This is a genomic window from Brachybacterium ginsengisoli (genome assembly GCF_002407065.1).
GTDB lineage: Bacteria > Actinomycetota > Actinomycetes > Actinomycetales > Dermabacteraceae > Brachybacterium > Brachybacterium ginsengisoli.
The window spans coordinates 2,132,216-2,154,707 of the sequence record NZ_CP023564.1 but is presented as its reverse complement, the minus strand read 5'-3'; the positions used below and the strand labels follow the sequence as shown (position 1 = coordinate 2,154,707).

Sequence of the window (22,492 nt, the reverse complement as noted above, 5' to 3'; positions counted from 1 at the left end):
TGCCGCACAGCATCCAGGAGGTATTTGGCAAGCCATCTGTTGTAAAATCGGTGGGGTCGACGACCGGGAGGAGGCCACGGTGACCACAGCGGAGCACGCACCAGGGATCACGCAGACCACGCGCGATCGACTGGTGCAGGACATCTCCACCTACGGCCCGATCACCGCCCGCCAGCTGGCGGAGCGTTTCGACCTCACCAGCGCCGCGGTGCGGCGACATCTCGCGGCCCTCGAGGCCGACGGCGTCATCGCCGAGCATGAGCTGCCCGTCGGCCCGCGCGGCCGAGGGCGTCCCAGCAAGGCCTTCGTGCTCTCGCAGTCCGCGCACGAGGACCTGCCCGGTGGCTACGACGAGCTGGCCGTCATGGCCGTCCAGGAGATCGCCCGGCTCGGCGGCGAGGACGCGGTGACCGCCCTGGCGGAGCGCCGCATCGCCGACTGGGAGAGCGCGGTCGCCGAACGCGTCGCGGACCGCGAGGCGGCGGGGGAGGAGGTCTCTTCCGTACGGCGGCTCGAGCTGCTCTCGGAGCTGCTCACGGAGCGGGGGTACGCCACCACGGTGCGCCCCCTGCACGTCCCGCTGCCGGCCTCGACCACCCAGCAGGGCGGGACCCCGCGTACGCTCGTGACGGCACAGCTGTGCCACGGGCACTGCCCCGTCCTCGACGTCGCCGCGGATCACCCGGAGCTGTGCGAGGCAGAGACCCGCGCCATCTCCCGCATCATCGGAGCCCCCGTCCAGCGCCTCGCCACCCTGGCGCAGGGCGCCCACGTCTGCACGACTCACATTCCGCTCACCGAGGGAAGGACATCATGACGAGCGCACCAGAGAAGCTCACACAGGATGAGATCATCGGATCGATCGGCCAGTACGCCTATGGCTGGCACGACGAGGACTCCGCCGGTGCCAGCGCGCGCCGCGGTCTGTCCGAGGACGTCGTCCGCGACATCTCCGCCCGCAAGGACGAGCCCGAGTGGATGCTCGAGCGTCGCCTCAAGGCGCTGAAGCTCTTCGACAAGAAGCCGATGCCCACCTGGGGACCGGACCTGTCTGGGATCGCCTTCGACGACATCAAGTACTTCGTCCGCTCCACCGAGAAGCAGGCCACCTCCTGGGAGGACCTGCCGGACGACATCAAGGAGACCTACGACCGGCTCGGCATTCCCGAGGCGGAGAAGCAGCGACTGGTCGCCGGCGTCGCCGCGCAGTACGAGTCCGAGGTCGTCTACCACCAGATCCGCGAGGACCTGGAGGAGCAGGGCGTCATCTTCCTGGACACCGACACCGCTCTCAAGGAGCACCCGGAGCTGTTCAAGGAGTACTTCGGCACCGTCATCCCCTCGGGTGACAACAAGTTCTCCGCGCTGAACACGGCCGTGTGGTCCGGCGGCTCCTTCGTCTACGTCCCCAAGGGCGTGCACGTCGAGATCCCGCTGCAGGCCTACTTCCGGATCAACACCGAGAACATGGGGCAGTTCGAGCGGACGCTGATCATCGCCGACGAGGGCTCCTACGTGCACTACGTCGAGGGCTGCACCGCCCCGATCTACCAGTCCGACTCGCTGCACAGCGCGGTCGTCGAGATCGTCGTGAAGAAGGACGCCCGCGTCCGCTACACGACGATCCAGAACTGGTCGAACAACGTGTACAACCTGGTCACCAAGCGCACCACCGTCGAGCAGGGCGGCGTCATGGAGTGGGTCGACGGCAACATCGGCTCCAAGGTCACCATGAAGTACCCGGCCGTGTGGCTGATGGGCGAGCACGCCCGCGGTGAGACCCTCTCCGTCGCCTTCGCCGGCGAGGGCCAGAACCAGGACACCGGCTCGAAGATGGTGCACATGGCGCCCCACACCTCGAGCTCCATCGTCTCGAAGTCGGTCTCCCGCGGCGGCGGCCGCAGCTCCTACCGCGGCCTCGTCCAGGTGATGCCCGGCGCCGAGCACTCCGCCTCGACCGTGCTGTGCGATGCGCTGCTGGTGGACACCATCTCGCGCACCGACACCTACCCCTACGTCGACGTGCGCGTCGACGACGTCCAGATGGGCCACGAGGCCACCGTCTCCAAGGTCTCCGAGGAGCAGCTCTTCTACCTGATGAGCCGCGGCATGGAGGAGACCGAGGCGATGGCGATGATCGTGCGCGGGTTCATCGAGCCCATCGCCCGCGAGCTCCCGATGGAGTACGCCCTGGAGCTGAACCGCCTGATCGAGCTGCAGATGGAAGGAGCAGTCGGCTGATGACGACCACTGATGTGAAGGGTGCCGAGAGCACCGGGGACTCGAACGCGAACGAGGCCGTCGGCCACGCGGCGGGCGCCGCGCCGGTCGCCGCCGGATCCGCTCTGGAGGATGTTGACACCACCGCCGCGCCCGAGCTGGAGGAGGAGAACCTGCGCCTGCCCGGGCAGGCCGCCTCCGCCGCCCACGCCGCCGCGAACCGCGGGGCGCGCAAGCGCTCCTTCGAGGTCTCCGAGCACCCGGTCCCCAAGAGCGACATCGAGGAGTGGCGCTTCACCCCGCTGCGCCGCTTCTCCGCCCTGTTCCAGGACGCCGCGACCGACGACCGCGACGGCGACCCCGCCGTCGACTACCAGGTCGAGGTGCCCGCAGGTGCCCCCGAGGCCGCCGCCCTCGCTCCCGGCCAGGCCCCGCGCGGCACCGTGCTGGTGCCCGAGGACCTGCCCACCGCCGTCGCCTCCGCGCGCACCGAGCAGGCTCTGCACCTGGTCGCCGCCAAGAACGCCGCGTACGACACGCCGTTCCGGGTCGAGATCACCGGTCACGGCGCGGACCGCCGCGCCAACGGGCACCTCGTGCTCGAGGCGCAGGAGTCCTCCTCCGCGACCTTCGTGCTGAACCACACCGGCTCCGCGCAGTACGCGCAGAACGTCGAGATGATCGTCGGCGACAACGCCCAGATGACCGTCATCACCCTGCATGATTGGGACGACGACGCGGTGCACATCGCCACCCACCACTCCCGCGTGGGTCGTGACGCCCGCCTCAAGCACGTCGCGGTCACCCTCGGCGGCAGCGCCGTGCGCCTGAACTCCATCGGCGAGTACTCCGCCCCCGGCGGCGAGATCGAGAAGCTGGGACTGTACTTCTCCGATGCGGATCAGTTCTTCGAGAACCGTCTGTTCGTGGACCACAGCGCCCCGAACTGCACCTCCAACGTCGCCTACAAGGGCGCCCTGCAGGGCAAGGGCGCACGGTCCGTGTGGGTCGGCGACGTGCTGATCCGCAAGGAGGCCGAGGGCACCAACACCTACGAGCTCAACCGCAACCTGGTGCTCACCGAGGGCGCGCGCGCCGACTCGGTGCCGAACCTGGAGATCGAGACCGGCGAGATCGAGGGCGCGGGACACGCCGCTGCGACGGGTCGTTTCGACGACGAGCAGCTGTTCTACCTGCGCGCCCGCGGCATCCCCGAGATCGAGGCCCGTCGACTGGTGGTGCGCGGCTTCTTCGCCGAGATCATCCAGCAGATCGACATCCCCGAGATCCAGGAGCGCCTCTCGGCCTCCATCGAGGACGAGCTCGCGCGGAGCATGAACTGATGTCGGACGCCTTCGTCCCCGTCGCCGCCCTGGCGGACCTCGCCCCCGGCGAGGCCATCGACGTCGCCCTCGGCGGCCTCGAGATCGCCCTGGTGCGCGATGAGGACGGCGGCGTCCACGCCCTCGAGGACCTCTGCTCGCACGACGAGATCGCGCTGAGCGACGGCGACGTCGAGGGATGCACCATCGAGTGCTGGAAGCACGGCAGCCAGTTCGACCTGGTCACAGGTCGTCCCCTGCAGCTCCCGGCCGTCCTGCCCGTGCGGGTGTTCCCCGTGCGCATCGACGAGAGCAGCGGCGAGATCCTCGTGGATCCGACCGCGGCCCCCGCCACCTGATCCTTCCGGGCACCCTCCGGGGAGCCCGAACCACCTTTTCGAATCCACCAGCATCCCTGGTCAAGGAGAACCCCCTATGTCGATCCTGGAGATCAAGAACCTCCACGCCACCGTCGAGACGCCCGAGGGCACCAAGGCGATCCTCAAGGGCGTGGACCTCACCATCAAGTCCGGCGAGACCCACGCGATCATGGGCCCCAACGGCTCCGGCAAGTCCACCCTCGCGTACGCCATCGCGGGCCACCCCAAGTACCAGATCACCGACGGCGAGGTCACCCTCGACGGTGAGGACGTGCTCGAGATGAGCGTCGACGAGCGCGCCCGCGCCGGCCTCTTCCTCGCCATGCAGTACCCCGTCGAGGTTCCCGGCGTCACGGTCTCGAACTTTCTGCGCACCGCCAAGACCGCGGTCGACGGCGAGGCACCCGCGCTGCGCACCTGGGTCAAGGACGTCAAGGGCGCGATGGACGATCTGAAGATGGACCCCGTCTTCGCCGAGCGCAACGTCAACGAGGGCTTCTCCGGCGGCGAGAAGAAGCGCCACGAGATCCTCCAGATGCAGCTGCTCAAGCCCGGCGTCGCGATCCTCGACGAGACCGACTCCGGCCTCGACGTCGACGCGCTGCGCATCGTCTCCGAGGGCATCAACCGCGCCAAGGAGAACACCGAGGTGGGCATCATGCTCATCACGCACTACACCCGGATCCTGCAGTACGTGAAGCCGGACTTCGTCCACGTCTTCGTGAACGGCAAGATCGCCGAGCAGGGCGGCCCGGAGCTCGCCGAGCGCCTCGAGGCCGAGGGCTACGACCGCTTCCTCGTCGGCGCCTGAGCCACCTGCCGGTCCGGATCGAGCACCTGCCCGGTCCGGACCGGCACCCACCCCATCGAGGTCCCGCCCCCGCGCGGACCCATCCCATCGGGAGGATGCGATGACCGATCAGAAGACCCCTGACGCGACGGTGAGCACCGACGACGTCATCGAGGCGATGAAGGACGTGATCGATCCCGAGCTCGGGATCAACGTCGTCGACCTCGGCCTCATCTACGGCGTCACCGTCGAGGACGGCAACGCCGTCGTGGACATGACCCTGACCTCCGCGGCCTGCCCGCTGACGGACGTACTCGAGGAGCAGACGTTCGCGGTGCTGGACCCCATCACCGAGTCCCACCGGATCAACTGGGTGTGGATGCCGCCGTGGGGCATGGAGAAGATCACCGAGGACGGCCGCGAGCAGCTGCGCGCCATCGGCTTCAACCTCTGAGCTGCTGAGCCGCAGGGCCCTCTGCGCCCACCAGAGTGACGAACAGGGGCGAATCCCCACCGGATTCGCCCCTGTTCGTATCTCCGCCGGGCAGCGGGCCCCGGGTCGACGGGCCCGACCGGGATGATCTCGAGCCGGTCGGCCCGCGCCCCGGATCCCGGTGCTCGGACGGAGAAATGTCCACTGACGACCGATGAAGCACGTCGCATCGGTCGTCAGCGGACATTTCCTGTCGGTCGACCGGGCCGGAGGCCCCAGGGCGACCTGGGGCGAGGGGACCAGGGCGGCGGGAGACCCAGTCGGCGGGCAGCTCGGCCCCCGGGAGACCCGGGAGGCGGGCGACCTGCGCGCCGGGGTCGGATCAGCCGAGGACGGCCTCGACCGGGGTGACCTCGATCCCGTGCGCCTCGCCGGTGCCGGCGTGGGTGAGCCGGCCCTCGTGGGTGTGCAGGCCCAGCGCCAGGGCGCCGTCGCCGCGCAGGGCGTCGCGCCACCCGGCCCCGGCGATCCTCAGGATGTAGGGGAGCGTCGCGTTGTTCAGGGCCGCCGTCGCGGTGACCGGCACCGAGCCGGGCATGTTCGCCACGCAGTAGTAGACGGCGTCGTGGACCCGGAAGGTCGGGTCGTCGTGCGTGGTGGGTCGCGAGTTCTCGAAGCAGCCGCCCTGGTCGATCGCGACGTCCACGAGCACCGAACCCGGCTTCATCGTCGAGACCATCTCGTCGGTCACCAGCTTCGGCGCCCGCTTGCCCGGGATGAGCACCGAGCCGACCACCACGTCCGCCCGACGGATCTCCTCGGCGAGGTCCAGAGCCGTCGAGTAGCGGGTGAGGATGCCGCCGTGGTGCATGGTGGCGATCTGCCCGAGGCGGGAGACGTTCAGATCCATCACCGTCACGTTCGCGTGCAGGCCGTGGGCCATCATCGCGGCCTGCTCGCCGACCACGCCGCCGCCGACCACGAGCACGTTCGCCTCGGTGGTCCCGGGGACGCCGCCCATCAGCACCCCGGAGCCGCCCAGCGGCGCCATCAGGTGGTAGGCACCCACCTGCGCGGCCAGACGGCCGGCGATCGCGCTCATCGGCGCGAGCAGCGGGAGGGAGCGGTCCGGCTGCTGCACCGTCTCGTAGGCGATGGACGTGGCGCCCGAGTCCAGCAGGGCCTGCGTGAGCTCGCGGTCCGCCGCGAGATGGAGATAGGTGAACACGATCAGGCCCTTGCGCAGCCGCCCGTACTCCTCCGGCAGCGGCTCCTTCACCTTGACGATCATCTCCGCCTGCGCCCAGAGCTCGTCGGGCGAGTCCAGGATCGTCGCGCCGACGGCGCGGTAGTCGTCGTCGCTCACGCGGGAGCCGACGCCGGCGCCCGTCTCGACCACCACCTCATGACCCCGGGCGACGAGCTCGTGGACGCCCGCGGCGCCCAGCCCCACCCGGTTCTCGTTGTTCTTGACCTCCCGGGGAACCCCGATGCGCATGTCGAGCCTCTCTGCTGTGACTGCCGGCCCCGATCCGGGCCGTCCAGCCCAGCATGACATCGCGGGTGCTCCCTCGGAGGGCGGATGCGGAGTCCCTCGACGATGGGGCGGGGACGATTCCGGTCCCGCCCTCCCCGCACGTCGCGACCACGCCTCCGATCACGGTCCCGGCCGATGCCGACGGGGTCCCGGGGATTCCGGTTCGGGGAGTGCGCCCGGCCCTCGTCCCCTCATCGCCGACGGGCTGTGGTGCGCGGCACCGTCGGCCCATAAACACAGGCCCTCGAGAGCCCGCGGCCCTAGACTCGTCGAGGCCCTGCGCGAGGCCCGCTCCGAAGGGACGGGCACGGCGCACCCGGTCCCGTAGTCCCCGCTGAACAGGAGCCCGCCCGTGATCACCGTGCACGACCTCGCCATCCGAGTCGGCGCCCGGCTCCTGATGAGCGGAGTCTCCTTCCAGATCACCGACGGTGACCGGGTGGGGCTGGTGGGTCGCAACGGCGCCGGCAAGACCACCCTGACCAAGGTGCTCTCGGGCACCCTGGATCCCAGCGAGGGGAGCGTCGAGGTCGCCGGGGAGCTCGGCTACCTCCCGCAGGACACCCATGCCGGGGAGGACACCGAGCTGGTGCTCTCCCGCATCCTCTCCGCCCGCGGTCTCGACGGCATCTTCAAGAAGCTGCGTCGCGCCGAGGAGGAGATGGGCGACATGAGCCTCACCGAGGCACGCCGGGAGAAGGCGATGAACCGCTATCCCCGGATCGAGGCGGAGCTCGACGCGGCCGGCGGCTACGCCGCGGAGGCCGAGGCGAAGCGGATGGCCGCGAACCTGGGGCTGCCCAACCGACTGCTCGAGCAGGGGCTCGGCACCCTCTCCGGCGGCCAGCGCCGTCGCGTGGAGCTCGCGCGGATCCTGTTCTCCCAGGCGTCCACGATGATCTTGGACGAGCCCACCAACCACCTCGACCACGACTCGATCGTGTGGCTGCGCGAGTACCTGATGGGCTACCGCGGAGGGCTGATCATCATCAGCCACGACGTGGAGCTGGTCGAGCACGTCGTGAACAAGGTCCTCTACCTCGACGCGAACCGCGCGGAGATCGACATCTACAACATGGGCTGGAAGCTGTACCAGCGCCAGCGCGAGGACGACGAGAAGCGCCGCAAGCGCGAGCGTACGAACGCCGAGAAGAAGGCCACGCAGCTCACCGCCCAGGCGGAGAAGATGCGCGCGAAGGCCACCAAGGCCGTCGCCGCACAGAACATGCTCAAGCGGGCCGAGCGGATGCTCGACGGCGTCGAGGGGGAGCGCCAGAAGGACCGCGTCGCCTCTCTGCGCTTCCCGAAGCCCGCTCCCTGCGGGAAGACGCCGCTGATGGCGGAGGACCTCTCGAAGTCCTACGGCAGCCTCGAGATCTTCACCAGCGTGGATCTCGCGATCGACCGCGGCTCGAAGGTCGTCATCATCGGGCTGAACGGTGCGGGCAAGACCACCCTGCTGAGGATCCTCGCCGGGGTGGACGAGCCGGACACCGGCGGGCTGCTGCCCGGCCATGGTCTGCGGATCGGCTACTACGCGCAGGAGCACGAGACCCTCGATCTCGAGCGGACGGTGCTCGAGAACATGATGACCGCGGCCTATGAGCTGCCCGAGGTCGAGGCCCGCAAGATCCTCGGCTCCTTCCTGTTCACCGGCGATGACGTCCACAAGCCCACCCGCGTCCTCTCCGGCGGCGAGAAGACCCGTCTCGCCCTCGCGACGCTCGTGGTCTCCAGCGCGAACGTGCTGCTGCTGGACGAGCCGACGAACAACCTCGACCCCGCCAGCCGTGAGGAGATCCTCGGGGCGCTCGCGGCCTTCGAGGGCGCCGTGGTCCTGGTCTCGCACGATCCGGGGGCGGTCGCGGCACTGAACCCCGAGCGCGTGCTGATGATGCCCGACGCGGTCGAGGATCTCTGGAACGCCGAGTACCAGGAGCTCATCGAGCTCGCCTGAGACGCGGCTCGGCTCTCGAGCACCGCTGTCGGATCCCCCGGCCCCCGCCCGCTGACGGCGGGGACCGGGGGATCCGTCGTGCACAGCGCTGTGTCGTGCCCGAGAGCTGCACGATCGGCGCTTCCAGGCTGTAACGTCCGCTACAGCAGGTTTCAGCTGATCCTGTGGATTCTATGCCGGAGCGCGCGGTGCGCGGACGGCGAGGTGGAGGCGCGATGTTCGTCCTGTCCTTCTCGGGAACGGCCCTGCGCCGCACCCCGGACGCGAGCGATCCGGTGCCCGCGCTGCTCGAGGCCCTCGACGCCGTGCCGCAGACCCTTCCCGCGGAGCGGACCGTCGGCCCCGAGGTGCTCGCGCTGGTGGGCCGCGCCGAGGATGCCCTGGAGGCGGTGCTCCGCGCCCGCGAGGTGGGGGAGTGGGCCATGGGCGTGGGCGTCGGACCTCTCCAGCGCCCTCTGCCCCGCTCGGTCCGCGAGCTCGCCGGCGGCGCCATGGACGCCGCCGAGCAGGCTGTCCGCGCCTCCCGCACCACCTCCTCCGTCCCGCTGACCGTCCGCGCCTCCGATGCCCGCCATCGTGGGACCGCCGCGGACGCCGAAGCGGTGCTGCGCCTGATCGGCTGGATGATCCGCTCCCGCAACCGTGGTCAGTGGCAGGCCGTGCGGGCGCTGCGGGAGGATCCCGGGGCGACCCAGGCCCAGCTCGCCGAGCGTCTCGGCATCACGCAGCAGACGGTCTCGCGGGCCGTGAAGACCAGCGGATGGCGCGAGGAGAGCGCCGCCCACCCCCTCGCGGTGCGCCTTCTGAGCATGATCGACCTCACGTCCGCCCGCTGAGGTCCGCGCGGACAGGGGAGGAGGAGGCGCTGCACGCTATCCTTGGTCCGCCACGACGACAACCGAGGAGACCCATGGCGACGACGAACGATCTGAAGAACGGAATGGTCCTGGTGCTGGACCAGCAGCTCTGGAGCGTGGTCGAGTTCCAGCACGTCAAGCCGGGCAAGGGACCCGCCTTCGTGCGCACGAAGCTGAAGAACGTCATGTCCGGCAAGGGCGTCGACAAGACGTTCAACGCCGGTGTCAAGGTCGAGACCGCCACGGTCGACCGCCGCGACATGCAGTTCTCCTACCTCGACGTCGACATGTACGTGTTCATGGACACCTCGAACTGGGAGCAGACCAGCGTCACCGAGGAGATCGTCGGCGGCGCGAAGGACTTCATGCTCGAGGGCCAGGACGTCGTCATCGCGTTCCACGAGGGCCAGGCGCTGTTCGTGGAGCTGCCCACCTCTGTGGTGCTGACGATCGAGTTCACCGAGCCGGGCCTGCAGGGCGACCGCTCCAGCGGCGGCACCAAGCCCGCCCGCCTCGAGACCGGCCGCGAGATCCAGGTCCCGCTCTTCCTCAACGAGGGCGACAAGGTCAAGGTCGACACCCGCAGCGGCGACTACCTCGAGCGCGTCAAGTGACCTCTGGCTCCGCCGAGAACGGCGCGGGGGAGCGTCCCGCCCCCCGCGCCACCGGGCTTCCCCACCCCACCCGTGAGGGTGCCGAGGTCGAGTTCGAGCGGACGATCCCGGCCGCCGCGGACCGCCTCCATGGCCGGTCCCGGGACCGGATCCGGGCGATCGACGTCCTCTTCGAGGCCGACGCCAAGCGCGCCGACGTGCTCGACGTGCTCGCCGAGCGCCTGCGTCGCACCGCCGCCCAGACCCCGCTGCCCCAGCGCTCGCGGGAGCTGGTGGAGCTCTACGCCCCGCACGCCGCCGACATCGACGAGGACCTCTCCGCGCACTCCCGCGACTGGCCGCTGCACCGCATGCCCGCCGTGGATCGTGCGCTGCTGCGCCTGGGCTCCGCCGAGGTGCTCTACGGCGAGGACCAGCCGGCTCGCGGCGCGATCATCGGCGAGTACACCAAGATCGCCGAGGTGCTCTCGACCGACGACTCCCCGCGATTCGTCAACGGGCTGCTGCAGCGGCTCGTCGACGTCCACGGACTGCACTCCTGACGAGGTGCTGTCCGAGGGGCGGTCGGCTCCGGCCGCCCCTGGACCCGGTGAGTAGACTCGCCGGAGCTCACCTGAGCACATGACCCTTTAACGACACGTCCTGTGAGGCGTGGAAGGGAGAAGACCGCATGACCGAACGACACGCAGTCCCTGATTCCTCAGCCCCTGAATCCGATGCCACCGCCGGAGCCGACAGCTCCCGCGTGCTCGGCCCGGACGAGATCCGTCGGGCGCTGACCCGCATCGCGCACGAGATCCTCGAGAGCGGCCACGGCGCCGAGGACCTGGTGCTGCTGGGCATCCCGCACCGCGGAGTCCCCCTCGCACGGCGCCTCGCCGAGCAGATCGCCCGCGCGGAGGGCAGGACCGACACCGATGACCTCAGCGAGCTGTACGGCGCGCTGGACATCACCATGTACCGCGACGACCTGCGCTCGAACCCCACCCGGGCCCCCAGCCCCACGCGGATCCCGCGTTCCGGGATCGACGGCCGCACCGTGGTCCTGGTCGACGACGTCCTCTACTCCGGGCGCACGATCCGCGCGGCGCTGGACGCCCTCGGCGCCATCGGCCGCCCTGCCGCGGTGCGCCTCGCGGTGCTCGTGGACCGCGGCCATCGGGAGCTCCCGATCCGCGCGGACCACGTGGGCAAGAACCTCCCCACGTCGCGCAGCGAGCGCGTCCACGTCCAGCTCTCCGAGACCGACGGGGTCGACGCCGTCGACATCGTCCGGCCCTCCGCCGGAGAGGAGGCCCGCGCATGAGGCACTTCATCTCCATCGCCGATCTCTCCCGCGAGGAGGCGCTCTCCGTGCTCGCCACCGCCGAGCACATGGCGCAGACCCAGTCGCGGTCGATCCGCAAGCTGCCCACCCTGGTGGGCGCGACCGTGGTCAACCTCTTCTTCGAGGACTCCACGCGCACCCGGATCAGCTTCGAGGCCGCCGCCAAGCGCCTCTCCGCGGATGTCATCAACTTCTCCGCCAAGGGATCGAGCCTGTCCAAGGGTGAGTCCCTCAAGGACACCGCGCTGACCCTGCAGGCGATGGGCGCCGACGCGGTCGTGGTGCGCTCGGGCTCCTCCGGCGCGGCGCACCTGCTCGCCCATGCGGGATGGATCGACCAGCCGATCATCAACGCGGGGGACGGTGCGCACGAGCATCCGACCCAGGCCATGCTCGACACCTTCACGCTGCGCCGCCACCTGCGTCCCGGTGACCCGCTGGCCGGCCTCGACGGGATCCATGTGGTGATCGTCGGCGACGTCCTGCACTCGCGGGTGGCTCGCTCCAACGTGCTGCTGCTGACCCTGCTCGGCGCCCGTGTCACCCTCGTGGCGCCTCCCGCCCTGGTGCCCGTCGGCGCCTCGGCCTGGCCCTGCGCGATCAGCTACGACCTCGACGAGGCCCTCGCCGAGGGACCGGACGCCGTGATGATGCTCCGCGTGCAGCGCGAGCGGATGGTCGGTGGCGGCTTCTTCCCGTCCGAGGGGGAGTACTCGCGCCGCTATGGCCTGACCGTGGCCCGCGCCGCCGCGCTGCCCGAGCATGCCATCGTGCTGCACCCCGGCCCCATGAACCGGGGCTTCGAGATCGCGGGCGCCGTCGCGGACTCCCCGCGCAGCGTCATCGTCGAACAGGTCGCCTCCGGCGTGTTCGTGCGCATGGCCGTCCTGTACCACCTGCTCGCCACCGACGCCCGGGAGGCGACACGTGAGAACTGAGACCGCCGACACCACCGTGACCGCCACCCCGCTGCTGATCCGCGGCGGCCGCCCCTACGGGGAGGACGTCCAGGACCTGCTCCTGGTCGACGGCCGCATCGAGGCCGTCGGCACCTCGCTCGAGGTGCCGGCCGACGCGGAGATCGTCGAGGCGGAGGGCTGCATCGTGCTGCCCGGCCTGGTGGATCTCCACACCCACCTGCGCGAGCCCGGCGGCGAGGAGGCCGAGACCGTCGAGACGGGCACCCGTGCCGCCGCCCGCGGCGGCTTCACCGCCGTGCATGCCATGGCCAACACCACCCCCGTCGCCGACACCGCCGGCGTGGTCGAGCAGGTGGCCCGCCGCGGCGACGCCGCCGGCTGGTGCTCCGTGCGCCCCGTCGGCGCGGTCACCGTGGGCCTCGCGGGCGAGCGTCTCGCCGAGCTGGACGCGATGGCGAACTCGGGCGCCCAGGTCCGGGTGTTCAGCGACGACGGCAAGTGCGTCCACGACCCGGTGCTCATGCGCCGCGCGCTCGAGTACGTGAAGTCCTTCGACGGCGTCATCGCCCAGCATGCCCAGGACCCGCGGCTCACCGAGGGCGCCCAGATGCACGAGGGCGTCGTCTCCGCCGAGCTCGGGCTCACCGGCTGGCCGGCCGTCGCCGAGGAGTCGATCATCGCCCGCGACGTGCTGCTCGCCCAGCATGTCGGCTCGCGACTGCACGTGTGCCACCTCTCCACCGCCGGCAGCGTGGACATCATCCGCTGGGCCAAGCAGCGCGGCATCGCGGTGACCGCCGAGGTCACCCCGCACCACCTGCTGCTGACCGACGAGAGCGTGCGCCAGTTCGACGCCGTCTTCAAGGTCAACCCGCCGCTGCGCACCGCGGCCGACGTCGAGGCCGTCCGCGAGGGTCTCGCCGACGGCACGATCGACATCGTCGCCACCGACCACGCCCCCCACCCGCGCGACGCCAAGGACCGCGAGTGGGATCAGGCCGCGATGGGCATGACCGGGCTGGAGACGGCTCTGTCCCTCGTGCAGCTGACCATGGTCGATGAGGGCCGCCTCAGCTGGCGCGACGTCGCGCGGGTGCTCTCCGAGAAGCCTGCCGAGATCGGCCGCGACGAGGACCAGGGACGGCCGCTCGCCGTGGGCTCCCCGGCGAACCTGCTGGTGTGGGATCCGCGCCCGGTCCGGGTCACGGATCCGGCGGAGCACGCCTCCCTCGGCCGCAACTCGCCCTTCGCCGGCCTCGAGCTGCCCGGTGCGAACCGACTGACGGTCCTCTCAGGGCGTCCCACGGTCCGCGACGGCCAGGTGGTGGAGCGATGAGCGAACGGGCGCTCCCCGTCCTGGTGCTCATCGCGCTCTTCGCCCTGATCCTCACCGCCATGGTCCTGGGATGGAGGCGGCGCGGCCGCTCCCAGCAGCACCTGCCGGCACCGGGGGCGCAGACCCTCGAGGAGCTCGGCGAGGGGATCTCCCACGGGCCTGTCGACGGCGTCTACGTCGACACGGTGCTCGCCGAGCGACCCCTCGAGCGGGTCGTCGCCCACGGCCTCGGCCAGCGTGCGCGGGCGCAGGTGACCCTCGGCGACGGCGGCTCCTGGCACCTCGAGCGCGAGGGCGCCCCCGACCTCACCATCTCGGCCTCCGACCTCGCAGAGGTCACCTCCGGTCCCGGCATGGCCGGGAAGTTCATCGGCGGGGACGGCCTGCTCATCCTCCGCTGGCGCCTCGGCGACCAGCTCCTCGACACCGGTCTGCGCCTCGCCCGGCGCTCCGACCACGACCTCCTGCTCTCCCGGAAGGAGCACGCATGACACCCTCTGCCGCACCCGCTTCCACCAGGCCCGTCGGCCGCCGAGTGCGCCCCGAGAAGGCGCTGCTCGTCCTCGAGGACGGCACCGTGCTGCGCGGATCCGCCTACGGCGCCCGGGGTTCCCGACTCGGCGAGGTCGTCTTCACGACCGGGATGACCGGCTACCAGGAGACCCTCTCGGACCCCTCCTACGCCGGGCAGATCGTCGTGCAGACCGCCCCGCACATCGGCAACACCGGGGCCAACGCCCAGGACATGGAGTCGCGGAAGGTGTGGGTGCGCGGCTACGCCGTCCGCGACGCCAGCCGCATCGCCTCCAACCACCGCTCCGAGCAGACCCTCGACGATCTGCTGATCAGCAGCGACGTCGTGGGGATCAGCGACATCGACACCCGCATGCTCACCCGGCGCCTGCGCGAGACCGGCTCGCTGCGCGGCGGGATCTTCTCCGGCGATGCTCTGGCCACCTCGGAGGAGCAGCTGCTGGCCCAGGTCCGCGAGCAGCCCTCGATGGCCGGCGCGAGCTTCGTGGACGAGGTCACCATCGCCCAGCCGGTGGTGCTCGAGCCCGAGGGCGAGGTGCGCGCCACCGTCGCCGCCGTCGACCTCGGCATCAAGGGCGCCTCGCCGCGCAGCATGCTCGCCCGCGGACTGCGGGTCCACCTGCTGCCCGCGACCACCTCCCTCGAGGACCTGCTCGCGATCCAGCCGGACGCCGTGTTCTTCTCCAACGGCCCGGGCGACCCCGCGACGGCGACCGCCCAGGTCGAGCTGCTGCGCGGCGTGCTGGACAACGATCTGCCGTTCTTCGGCATCTGCTTCGGCAACCAGCTGCTGGGCCGTGCGCTCGGTTTCGACACCTACAAGCTGAAGTTCGGCCACCGCGGCATCAACCAGCCCGTGCAGGACCGTGAGACCGGGCAGGTGGCGATCACCGCCCACAACCACGGCTTCGCGGTCGACGTCCCCCTCGAGGGCGAGCACGTCGCCCCGCACGACGGCGGCCGCTACGGCCGCGTCGTGGTCTCGCACGTGGACCTGAACGACGACGTGGTCGAGGGGCTCCGCTGCCTCGACCGTCCCGTGTTCTCGGTCCAGTACCACCCCGAGGCGGCCGGCGGCCCGCACGACGCCTCGCCCCTCTTCGATCGACTGGCCGAGATCGCGATCGCCCACCGCGCCTCTGCCTCCAAGGAGTCCTGATGCCCCGTCGCCCCGACCTCAAGTCCGTCCTGGTCATCGGCTCCGGCCCGATCGTCATCGGCCAGGCAGCGGAGTTCGACTACTCCGGCACCCAGGCCTGCCGCGTGCTGCGCGAGGAGGGCCTGCGGGTCATCCTCGTCAACTCGAACCCGGCCACGATCATGACCGATCCGGACATCGCCGATGCCACGTACATCGAGCCGATCGATCCGCAGATCATCCGCACCATCATCGAGAAGGAGCGCCCCGACGCGCTCCTGCCCACCCTCGGCGGGCAGACGGCGCTGAACGCCGCCATCGCCCTCGCCGAGAACGGGACCCTCGAGGAGTTCGGCGTCGAGATGATCGGCGCGAGCCTCGACGCGATCAACAAGGCGGAGGACCGCCAGCTGTTCAAGGAGGTCGTCGAGCGGGTGGGCGGCGAGTCCGCGCGCTCGAGGATCTGCCACACCATGGACGAGCTGCTCGAGGCGGCCGACGAGCTCGGCTACCCGATGGTGGTGCGCCCCAGCTTCACAATGGGCGGGCTCGGCTCGGGCCTCGCCTACGACGAGGCCGACCTGCGCCGCATCGGCGGCGACGGCCTGCACTACTCGCCGACCTCCGAGGTGCTGCTCGAGGAGTCGATCCTGGGCTGGAAGGAGTTCGAGCTCGAGCTGATGCGCGACGCCGCCGACAACTGCGTCGTGATCTGCTCGATCGAGAACGTGGACCCCGTGGGCGTCCACACCGGCGACTCCGTCACCGTGGCCCCGGCCCTGACCCTCACAGACGTCGAGCTGCAGGAGCTGCGCGACCTCGGCATCGCGATCATCCGCGAGGTGGGCGTCGACACCGGCGGCTGCAACGTGCAGTTCGCGACGCATCCGGAGACCGGCCGCATCGTGGTCATCGAGATGAACCCGCGCGTCTCCCGCTCCTCGGCGCTGGCCTCCAAGGCCACGGGCTTCCCGATCGCGAAGATCGCCGCGCGCGTCGCGATCGGCTACACGCTCGACGAGATCCGCAACGACATCACCGGCACCACCCCGGCGAGCTTCGAGCCCGCGCTGGACTACGTGGTCGTCAAGGTCCCGCGCTTCGCCTTCGAGAAGTTCCCCGCCGCCGATGCGACGCTGACCACCACCATGAAGAGCGTCGGCGAGGCCATGGCCCTGGGCCGCAACTTCACCGAGGCCCTCGGCAAGGCGCAGCGCTCCATCGACGTCAAGGGCGCCTCCCTCCCGTACACCGGGACGCCGCCCACCGCCGCCGAGGTCACCGAGCTGGTGGACGCGTCCCGCAGCCCCACCGCCGAGCGGCTGGGGGACATCGGCCGGATCCTGTGGTCCGCCGCCGAGGGCGTCGTCGACCCGTCGGAGACGGTCGATCGCATCGTGGAGGCGACGGGGATCGATCGCTGGTTCCTCGACCAGATGCTGATCGTCGCCGAGATCGCCGCCGAGATCCGGGCCAGCGAGGTGCTGGACGCGGACCTGCTCTCCCTGGCCAAGCGCCACGGGCTCTCCGACGACCAGATCGGCGCCCTCAGCAGCCACAGCGGCGACGTCGTCAAGGGCGTGCGCGAGGCGCTCGGCATCAACCCGGTCTTCAAGACGGTCGACACCTGCGCCGCGGAGTTCGCCTCGGCGACCCCGTACCACTACTCGACCTATGACCAGGAGACCGAGGTCGAGCCGCGCGAGCGCCCGGCGGTCCTGATCCTCGGCTCGGGCCCCAACCGCATCGGCCAGGGCATCGAGTTCGACTACTCCTGCGTGCACGCCGCGCTCGCGCTCGGCAACCCGGAGCTGCCCGGAGGCGGCTATGAGACGGTCATGATCAACTGCAACCCGGAGACGGTCTCGACCGACTACGACATCGCCGACCGGCTCTACTTCGAGCCGCTCACCTTCGAGGACGTCGTCGAGGTCTACGAGGCGGAGAAGGCGGCCGGCCCGGTCGCCGGGGTCATCGTCCAGCTGGGCGGCCAGACCCCGCTGGCGCTCGCGCGCCGGCTCGAGGACGCGGGTCTGCCGATCATCGGCACCAGCCCCGCCGCCATCGACAACGCCGAGGACCGGGGCCATTTCGGCGCCCTCCTGGCCGAGGCCGATCTGCCGGCGCCGCCCTACGGCACCGCCTGGGCGCTCGGCGACGCGATCGAGGTCGCGGCGAAGGTCGGCTACCCGGTGCTGGTGCGCCCGAGCTACGTGCTCGGCGGACGCGGCATGGAGATCGTCTTCGACGAGGCAGGACTGGTCGACTACGTGAGCCGCAACCTGCCCGACGGCGGCCGCGCCGAGGCGCCGATCCTCATCGACAGCTTCCTGGACACCGCCATCGAGATCGACGTCGACGCCCTCTACGACGGCACCGACCTCTACCTCGGCGGGGTCATGGAGCACATCGAGGAGGCCGGCATCCACTCCGGCGACTCGGCCTGCACGCTGCCCCCGGTCACCCTCTCCGACGCAGTGCTCGAGCGGATCCGCACCTCGACGCTCGCGATCGCCGAGGGCGTGGGGGTGCGCGGCCTGCTGAACATCCAGTACGCCCTCTCCCACGGCGTGCTCTACGTGCTCGAGGCCAATCCCCGCGCCTCCCGCACCGTGCCCTTCGTGGCCAAGGCCACCGGCGTTCCGCTCGCCCAGGCGGCGGCGCTGCTCATGGCCGGCACCTCGATCGCGGACCTGCGTCGCGGGGGAGTGCTCCCGGCCGTGGGCGACGGCGCCGACCTGCCCGACGACTCGCCGATCGCCGTCAAGGAGGCCGTGCTGCCCTTCAAGCGGTTCCGCACCCACGAGGGGCGCGCCGTGGACTCGGTGCTCGGCCCGGAGATGCGCTCGACCGGCGAGGTGATGGGGCTGGACTCCACCTTCCCGCTGGCCTTCGCGAAGTCGCAGTTGGCGATCTCGGGTCAGGGCCTGCCCACCGCGGGCACCGCCTTCGTCTCGGTCGCCGACCGGGACAAGCGGTCGCTGCCGCTGCCCGTGGCACGCCTCGCGGCGCTGGGCTTCGAGATCCTCACCACCGCCGGGACCGGCCGCGTCCTGCGCCGCTACGGCATCCCCTGCCGCGTGCTGCGCAAGGCCTCCGAGCCCGGCGACGAGGCGAGCGTCATCGAGCTGATCGAGACCGGCAAGGTGGACCTCGTGCTCAACACCCCCTCGGGCTCCAACGCCCGGGTGGACGGCTACGCGATCCGTGCCGCCGCCACCAGCATGGACGTGCCGATGATCACCACCCTCCAGGAGTTCCAGGCGGCGGTGCAGGCGATCGAGGCCCGCCCCGTCGAGCCCTTCGAGGTGACCAGCCTGCAGGACCACACGGCGCGTCTCGCCGCGGTCCACTCGGAGCGGGTGGGCGCATGAGCGGCGCGGAGCGGTCGACCGCCGGGGTCGTGAGCTTCGGGGAGCGCCTGCATCGGGCCGTGGACGACCACGGCCCGGTGATCGCCGGCGTCGACCCCCATGCCTCCCTGCTGGAGGCGTGGTCGCTGCCCGACACCCCGGAGGGTCTGCGGGAGTTCTCCCGCACCACCCTCGCGGCGGTGCGGGGGACGGTCGCCGCGATCAAGCCGCAGTCGGCCTTCTACGAGCGCCACGGCTCCGCCGGGATCGCCGTGCTCGAGGAGCTCCTGCGGGCTGCCCGGGAGCTCGGCGTGCTGACCATCCTGGACGCCAAGCGCGGCGACATCGGCTCCACGATGGAGGCCTACGCCCAGTCGTACCTGCGCCCCGGCGCTCCGCTCGAGGCCGATGCGATCACCGTCAGCCCCTTCCTGGGCACCGGATCGCTGGATCCGGCCACGGAGCTCGCGGCCGAGCACGGCAAGGGACTGTTCCTGCTGGCCCTGACCTCCAACCCGGACGGACCGCAGGTCCAGCACGCCCGGACCGCCGGCGACACGCCGGTGGCGCTCGAGATCGCGCGACACGCCGAGCGGATCGGGAAGGCGGCGCCGGGGGAGTGGTCCAGCGTCGGTCTGGTGGTCGGCTCGACCGTCGGCGACGCCTACCGGGAGCTCGGCCTGGATCGCGCCGCACCGTCCGTCCCGCTGCTCGCTCCGGGCTTCGGGGCGCAGGGCGCCGGGCCGGCGCAGCTCACCGAGGTCTTCGGCGAAAGCGCAGGTCACGTGCTTGTATCGCTCTCCCGGGGGCTCCTTGCGGCCGGTCCGGACGAGGCGTCCCTGCGGGCGCGGGCCGAGGAGCTCCAGGCCGCGTACTCCTGACCTGCGACCGGCCCGTCCGGCGCTCCTCCGGGAGCCTGCCGACGGGCCGTCGCGAGGGAGCGCGAGCACCTCGATTCGCACCGGACCAGCGGAGAAGCGTGCGAAAAGTGCGCTCCGCCACGGATATGGGGTTACGCTCTTCCCACATCGAGGTCCTCCCGGATCTCCACGTCACCAGCAAGAGAACAAGAGGTAAGAACAGTGGCTCTCCCTCCCCTCACCCCTGAGCAGCGTGCCGAGGCACTGAAGAAGGCTGCCGAGGCTCGCCGCGAGCGCGCTGCCATCAAGGCACGCCTCAAGGACAGCGCCGGGCACCGCGGCGACGAGATCAAGAAGGTCCTCAAGGAGGCCGAGTCCAACGAGATCGTCGGTCGCCTCCGCGTCTCCGCGCTGCTCGAGGCCCTTCCGGGCGTCGGCAAGGTCAAGGCACAGCAGATCATGGAGGAGATCGGCATCTCCCCGTCCCGCAAGATCCGCGGCCTCGGCTCGCATCAGGCGGAGAAGCTCGTCGCGCACTTCGCCGAGTGAACGACTCCTCCACCGGGGCCGATGCCGTGAAGGCATCGGCCCCGGTCACCGTTCTGGCAGGTCCCACCGCAGTGGGAAAGGGGACCGTCTCCGCCGCCATCCGCGCGCGCTACCCGGAGATCTGGCTGTCCGTCTCGGCGACCACCCGGGCTCCGCGCCCCGGTGAGGTCGACGGCGTGCACTACCGCTTCGTGTCCGAGGAGGACTTCTCATCGTTGATCGAGGCCGGGCAGATGCTCGAGTGGGCCGTGGTCCACGGCCGCAACAAGTACGGCACCCCGCGCGGGCCGGTCGAGGAGAAGGTCGCCGAGGGGCGGCCCGTGCTCCTCGAGATCGACCTGGCCGGGGCCAGGCAGGTGCGAGAGTCCCTGCCGGAGGCGCGCTTCGTGTTCCTCGCCCCGCCGGACTGGGACACGCTCGTGCACCGTCTGGTCGGCCGCGGCACCGAGGACGCCGAGGAGCGCGAGCGCCGACTGGCGACCGCGCGGGTCGAGCTCGCCGCGGAGGGCGAGTTCGACGTGACCATCGTCAACGACACCGTGGATCGGGCGGCCGACGAGCTGGCCGGTCTGCTGGGCGTGCGCGACCTCACCTGAGCCCAGGGGCCCTGTCCCTCGCCCTCGGGCGGGGAAGGGCGTATCCTGGAGCGTCGCACGTCAGATCTCAGAAGGGACATCCGTGGCCGGAACAGTCGCACAGCCCGAAGGCATCACGAACCCGCCGATCGACCGTCTCCTGGAGACCGTCGACTCGAAGTACGCCCTGGTGCTGTACGCGTCCCAGCGTGCGCGTCAGATCAACTCGTACTACTCGCAGCTCTCCGAGGGCCTGCTCGAGTTCGTCGGCCCGCTGGTCGATGTCGAGAACCAGGAGAAGCCGCTCTCGATCGCCCTGCGCGAGATCGACGAGAACCTGCTCACGATCCGCGAGATCGACGAGGAGGAGTACGCCGCGCAGAACGAGCCGGACCCGAACGCTCCGGCCCCGCTGCTGCTCGGCGATGACGCCCCCGAGATCCCGCCGACCGACTTCCCTCTCTGATCCCGGCTCGCGCCGGTCGATCCGATGAGCAGCTGATCCGATGAGCAGCGAGCTGCGCACCCTCGAGGGTGCCCGCGTCCTGGTCGGAGTCGGCGGAGGCATCGCCGCATACAAGACCGCGCACCTGGTGCGCGGTCTTGTCGGTGCCGGGGCCGATGTCCGTGTCGTGCCCACGACCGCCTCCCTCGAGTTCGTGGGCGCCGCGACCTGGGAGGCGCTGAGCCACCACCCGGTCCTGACCTCGGTCTTCGAGGACGTCGAGAAGGTCGCGCACGTCCGCTTCGGGCAGCAGGCGGACCTGGTCGTCATCGCCCCGGCGACCGCGGACCTGATGGCCCGGCTGCGCATCGGCCGCGCCGACGACCTGCTCACCGCCTCCGCACTCGTGACCCGTGCCCCCGTGGTCGTCGCACCGGCGATGCACACCGAGATGTGGGAGCACCCCTCGACCGTCGAGAACGTGGCGGTGCTGCGGGAGCGCGGCCTGACCGTGCTCGAGCCCGCCGTCGGGCGGCTCACCGGGCCGGACTCCGGACCCGGACGTCTCCCCGAGCCCGAGGCGATCCTCGACGCCGCCCGCGCGGCGATCTCCGCCCCCCGGGACGAGCGCGGTGCCGTGCGCCGTGATCTCGCCGGTCGCGAGCTGCTGATCACCGCCGGGGGGACCCGCGAGGAGCTCGACCCCGTGCGCTTCCTCGCCAACCATTCCTCGGGCAGGCAGGGCTGGGCCCTCGCCCATGCCGCTCTCGTGCGCGGCGCCCGGGTGCGACTGGCCGCCGCGAACGTGGAGCTGGAGACGCCGCCCGGGGCGCTGCGTCTGGACGTGGGCAGCGCCGCCGAGCTCGCCGACCTCGTCGCCGAGCACCGCGGTCAGGTCGACGCCCTGGTGATGGCCGCGGCCGTCGCGGACTTCACCGCCGCCGAGCGGGCGACGTCCAAGATCAAGAAGGACGAGTCCGCCGGGGACGACAGCGAGACGGTGCCCTCCCTGGCGCTGCGCCGCACGCAGGACATCCTGCGTCACAGTGTGCTCGAGCGCACCCGGAGCGGTCAGGCGCGTCCCGCGATCGTCGGCTTCGCCGCCGAGACCGGCTCCGAGGACGCCAGCGCGCTCGAGCTGGCCGCGGCCAAGGCCCGCCGCAAGGGCGCGGACCTGCTGGTCTTCAACGACCTCACGGGCGGCGTGTTCGGTGCGGCCGACAACGCCGTGCGCATCCTGGACCACGAGGGCGAGGAGGTCGCCCGGGCCGAGGGCTCGAAGGTCCTCGTCGCCCACGCCGTGCTCGACGAACTCGTCCCTCATCTGCCGGAAGTACCCTGATCA

Annotated in this window: 22 protein-coding genes; 21 read left to right on the top strand and 1 reads right to left on the bottom strand. The window is 71.0% G+C overall.

What is annotated here, in order from left to right; genetic code table 11:
* Positions 1–79: 79 nt before the first annotated feature.
* The 6 genes from CFK41_RS09600 (at position 80) to CFK41_RS09575 (ending at position 5,166) form a co-directional block, all read left to right on the top strand.
* Positions 80–817, top strand: coding sequence for a helix-turn-helix transcriptional regulator (locus tag CFK41_RS09600; RefSeq protein WP_096799458.1), 738 nt, complete (start codon positions 80–82; stop codon positions 815–817).
* Positions 814–2,241 (top strand): Fe-S cluster assembly protein SufB, encoded by a 1,428-nt coding sequence (gene sufB / locus CFK41_RS09595; protein ID WP_096799457.1) that lies wholly within the window; start codon positions 814–816, stop codon positions 2,239–2,241. The genes CFK41_RS09600 and sufB overlap by 4 nt, the downstream gene beginning before the upstream one ends.
* Positions 2,241–3,563 (top strand): Fe-S cluster assembly protein SufD, encoded by a 1,323-nt coding sequence (sufD, locus tag CFK41_RS09590; protein WP_096799456.1) that lies wholly within the window; start codon positions 2,241–2,243, stop codon positions 3,561–3,563. Before sufB ends, sufD begins: the two co-directional genes overlap by 1 nt.
* Positions 3,563–3,901, top strand: coding sequence for a non-heme iron oxygenase ferredoxin subunit (locus CFK41_RS09585; protein WP_096799455.1), 339 nt, complete (start codon positions 3,563–3,565; stop codon positions 3,899–3,901). The genes sufD and CFK41_RS09585 overlap by 1 nt, the downstream gene beginning before the upstream one ends.
* A gap of 76 nt (positions 3,902–3,977) precedes the next feature.
* Positions 3,978–4,733, top strand: coding sequence for a Fe-S cluster assembly ATPase SufC (gene sufC, locus CFK41_RS09580; RefSeq protein WP_096799454.1), 756 nt, complete (start codon positions 3,978–3,980; stop codon positions 4,731–4,733).
* 100 nt (positions 4,734–4,833) lie between these two features.
* On the top strand, positions 4,834–5,166 hold the full coding sequence (locus tag CFK41_RS09575; protein WP_096799453.1) for a metal-sulfur cluster assembly factor: 333 nt from the start codon (positions 4,834–4,836) through the stop codon (positions 5,164–5,166).
* Between the two features lie 361 nt (positions 5,167–5,527).
* Here the strand turns inward: CFK41_RS09575 and ald are convergent, their stop codons facing one another.
* Positions 5,528–6,643: an alanine dehydrogenase gene (gene ald / locus CFK41_RS09570; protein WP_096799452.1), complete on the bottom strand. Its 1,116-nt coding sequence runs from the start codon at positions 6,641–6,643 to the stop codon at positions 5,528–5,530.
* A 391-nt stretch (positions 6,644–7,034) separates the two neighbouring features.
* Between ald and CFK41_RS09565 the strand changes: the two genes are divergently transcribed.
* From CFK41_RS09565 to coaBC, 15 genes are all read left to right on the top strand, one after another.
* Entirely contained in the window at positions 7,035–8,639 is a 1,605-nt protein-coding gene (locus CFK41_RS09565) for an ABC-F family ATP-binding cassette domain-containing protein (protein ID WP_096799451.1), read from the top strand.
* A 215-nt stretch (positions 8,640–8,854) separates the two neighbouring features.
* Complete coding sequence (locus CFK41_RS09560) at positions 8,855–9,475, top strand: MarR family transcriptional regulator (protein WP_096799450.1); 621 nt, start codon at positions 8,855–8,857, stop codon at positions 9,473–9,475.
* A gap of 74 nt (positions 9,476–9,549) precedes the next feature.
* Positions 9,550–10,110 carry an elongation factor P gene (gene efp / locus CFK41_RS09555; RefSeq protein ID WP_096799449.1) on the top strand — a complete coding sequence of 187 codons (561 nt, stop codon included), beginning with the start codon at positions 9,550–9,552 and terminating at the stop codon, positions 10,108–10,110.
* On the top strand, positions 10,107–10,652 hold the full coding sequence (gene nusB, locus CFK41_RS09550) for a transcription antitermination factor NusB (RefSeq protein ID WP_096799448.1): 546 nt from the start codon (positions 10,107–10,109) through the stop codon (positions 10,650–10,652). Before efp ends, nusB begins: the two co-directional genes overlap by 4 nt.
* Before the next feature lie 128 nt (positions 10,653–10,780).
* Positions 10,781–11,416, top strand: coding sequence for a bifunctional pyr operon transcriptional regulator/uracil phosphoribosyltransferase PyrR (pyrR, locus tag CFK41_RS09545; protein WP_096799447.1), 636 nt, complete (start codon positions 10,781–10,783; stop codon positions 11,414–11,416).
* Positions 11,413–12,375, top strand: coding sequence for an aspartate carbamoyltransferase catalytic subunit (locus CFK41_RS09540; protein ID WP_096799446.1), 963 nt, complete (start codon positions 11,413–11,415; stop codon positions 12,373–12,375). Before pyrR ends, CFK41_RS09540 begins: the two co-directional genes overlap by 4 nt.
* On the top strand, positions 12,365–13,693 hold the full coding sequence (locus CFK41_RS09535) for a dihydroorotase (RefSeq protein ID WP_096799445.1): 1,329 nt from the start codon (positions 12,365–12,367) through the stop codon (positions 13,691–13,693). Before CFK41_RS09540 ends, CFK41_RS09535 begins: the two co-directional genes overlap by 11 nt.
* Positions 13,690–14,184, top strand: a complete 495-nt coding sequence (locus CFK41_RS09530; RefSeq protein WP_096799444.1) for a PH-like domain-containing protein — start codon at positions 13,690–13,692, stop codon at positions 14,182–14,184. Before CFK41_RS09535 ends, CFK41_RS09530 begins: the two co-directional genes overlap by 4 nt.
* Positions 14,181–15,386, top strand: coding sequence for a glutamine-hydrolyzing carbamoyl-phosphate synthase small subunit (gene carA / locus CFK41_RS09525; protein ID WP_096799443.1), 1,206 nt, complete (start codon positions 14,181–14,183; stop codon positions 15,384–15,386). Before CFK41_RS09530 ends, carA begins: the two co-directional genes overlap by 4 nt.
* Positions 15,386–18,739 (top strand): carbamoyl-phosphate synthase large subunit, encoded by a 3,354-nt coding sequence (gene carB, locus CFK41_RS09520; RefSeq protein ID WP_096799442.1) that lies wholly within the window; start codon positions 15,386–15,388, stop codon positions 18,737–18,739. Before carA ends, carB begins: the two co-directional genes overlap by 1 nt.
* Positions 18,736–19,599 carry an orotidine-5'-phosphate decarboxylase gene (gene pyrF, locus CFK41_RS09515; RefSeq protein WP_096799441.1) on the top strand — a complete coding sequence of 288 codons (864 nt, stop codon included), beginning with the start codon at positions 18,736–18,738 and terminating at the stop codon, positions 19,597–19,599. Before carB ends, pyrF begins: the two co-directional genes overlap by 4 nt.
* Positions 19,600–19,800: 201 nt before the next feature.
* On the top strand, positions 19,801–20,127 hold the full coding sequence (mihF, locus tag CFK41_RS09510; protein WP_096799440.1) for an integration host factor, actinobacterial type: 327 nt from the start codon (positions 19,801–19,803) through the stop codon (positions 20,125–20,127).
* Positions 20,124–20,723, top strand: a complete 600-nt coding sequence (gene gmk / locus CFK41_RS09505) for a guanylate kinase (RefSeq protein WP_096799439.1) — start codon at positions 20,124–20,126, stop codon at positions 20,721–20,723. Before mihF ends, gmk begins: the two co-directional genes overlap by 4 nt.
* A gap of 82 nt (positions 20,724–20,805) precedes the next feature.
* The gene (rpoZ, locus tag CFK41_RS09500) at positions 20,806–21,168 is read left to right on the top strand and encodes a DNA-directed RNA polymerase subunit omega (protein WP_096799438.1); all 363 of its coding nucleotides are present in this window, start codon (positions 20,806–20,808) and stop codon (positions 21,166–21,168) included.
* A gap of 40 nt (positions 21,169–21,208) precedes the next feature.
* Positions 21,209–22,489, top strand: a complete 1,281-nt coding sequence (coaBC, locus tag CFK41_RS09495) for a bifunctional phosphopantothenoylcysteine decarboxylase/phosphopantothenate--cysteine ligase CoaBC (RefSeq protein ID WP_096799437.1) — start codon at positions 21,209–21,211, stop codon at positions 22,487–22,489.
* Positions 22,490–22,492: the final 3 nt, after the last annotated feature.

What these genes read in the sequence shown, in the direction of transcription:
- carA (WP_096799443.1), top strand. Translation starts at nt 14,181, where the DNA reads ATGACACCCTCTGCCGCACCCGCTTCCACCAGGCCCGTCGGCCGCCGA.
- sufC (WP_096799454.1), top strand. Translation starts at nt 3,978, where the DNA reads ATGTCGATCCTGGAGATCAAGAACCTCCACGCCACCGTCGAGACGCCC.
- ald (WP_096799452.1), bottom strand. Translation starts at nt 6,643, where the DNA reads ATGCGCATCGGGGTTCCCCGGGAGGTCAAGAACAACGAGAACCGGGTG.
- CFK41_RS09560 (WP_096799450.1), top strand. Translation starts at nt 8,855, where the DNA reads ATGTTCGTCCTGTCCTTCTCGGGAACGGCCCTGCGCCGCACCCCGGAC.
- coaBC (WP_096799437.1), top strand. Translation starts at nt 21,209, where the DNA reads ATGAGCAGCGAGCTGCGCACCCTCGAGGGTGCCCGCGTCCTGGTCGGA.
- efp (WP_096799449.1), top strand. Translation starts at nt 9,550, where the DNA reads ATGGCGACGACGAACGATCTGAAGAACGGAATGGTCCTGGTGCTGGAC.
- CFK41_RS09585 (WP_096799455.1), top strand. Translation starts at nt 3,563, where the DNA reads ATGTCGGACGCCTTCGTCCCCGTCGCCGCCCTGGCGGACCTCGCCCCC.
- CFK41_RS09530 (WP_096799444.1), top strand. Translation starts at nt 13,690, where the DNA reads ATGAGCGAACGGGCGCTCCCCGTCCTGGTGCTCATCGCGCTCTTCGCC.
- carB (WP_096799442.1), top strand. Translation starts at nt 15,386, where the DNA reads ATGCCCCGTCGCCCCGACCTCAAGTCCGTCCTGGTCATCGGCTCCGGC.
- sufB (WP_096799457.1), top strand. Translation starts at nt 814, where the DNA reads ATGACGAGCGCACCAGAGAAGCTCACACAGGATGAGATCATCGGATCG.
- CFK41_RS09540 (WP_096799446.1), top strand. Translation starts at nt 11,413, where the DNA reads ATGAGGCACTTCATCTCCATCGCCGATCTCTCCCGCGAGGAGGCGCTC.
- pyrR (WP_096799447.1), top strand. Translation starts at nt 10,781, where the DNA reads ATGACCGAACGACACGCAGTCCCTGATTCCTCAGCCCCTGAATCCGAT.
- sufD (WP_096799456.1), top strand. Translation starts at nt 2,241, where the DNA reads ATGACGACCACTGATGTGAAGGGTGCCGAGAGCACCGGGGACTCGAAC.
- pyrF (WP_096799441.1), top strand. Translation starts at nt 18,736, where the DNA reads ATGAGCGGCGCGGAGCGGTCGACCGCCGGGGTCGTGAGCTTCGGGGAG.
- CFK41_RS09575 (WP_096799453.1), top strand. Translation starts at nt 4,834, where the DNA reads ATGACCGATCAGAAGACCCCTGACGCGACGGTGAGCACCGACGACGTC.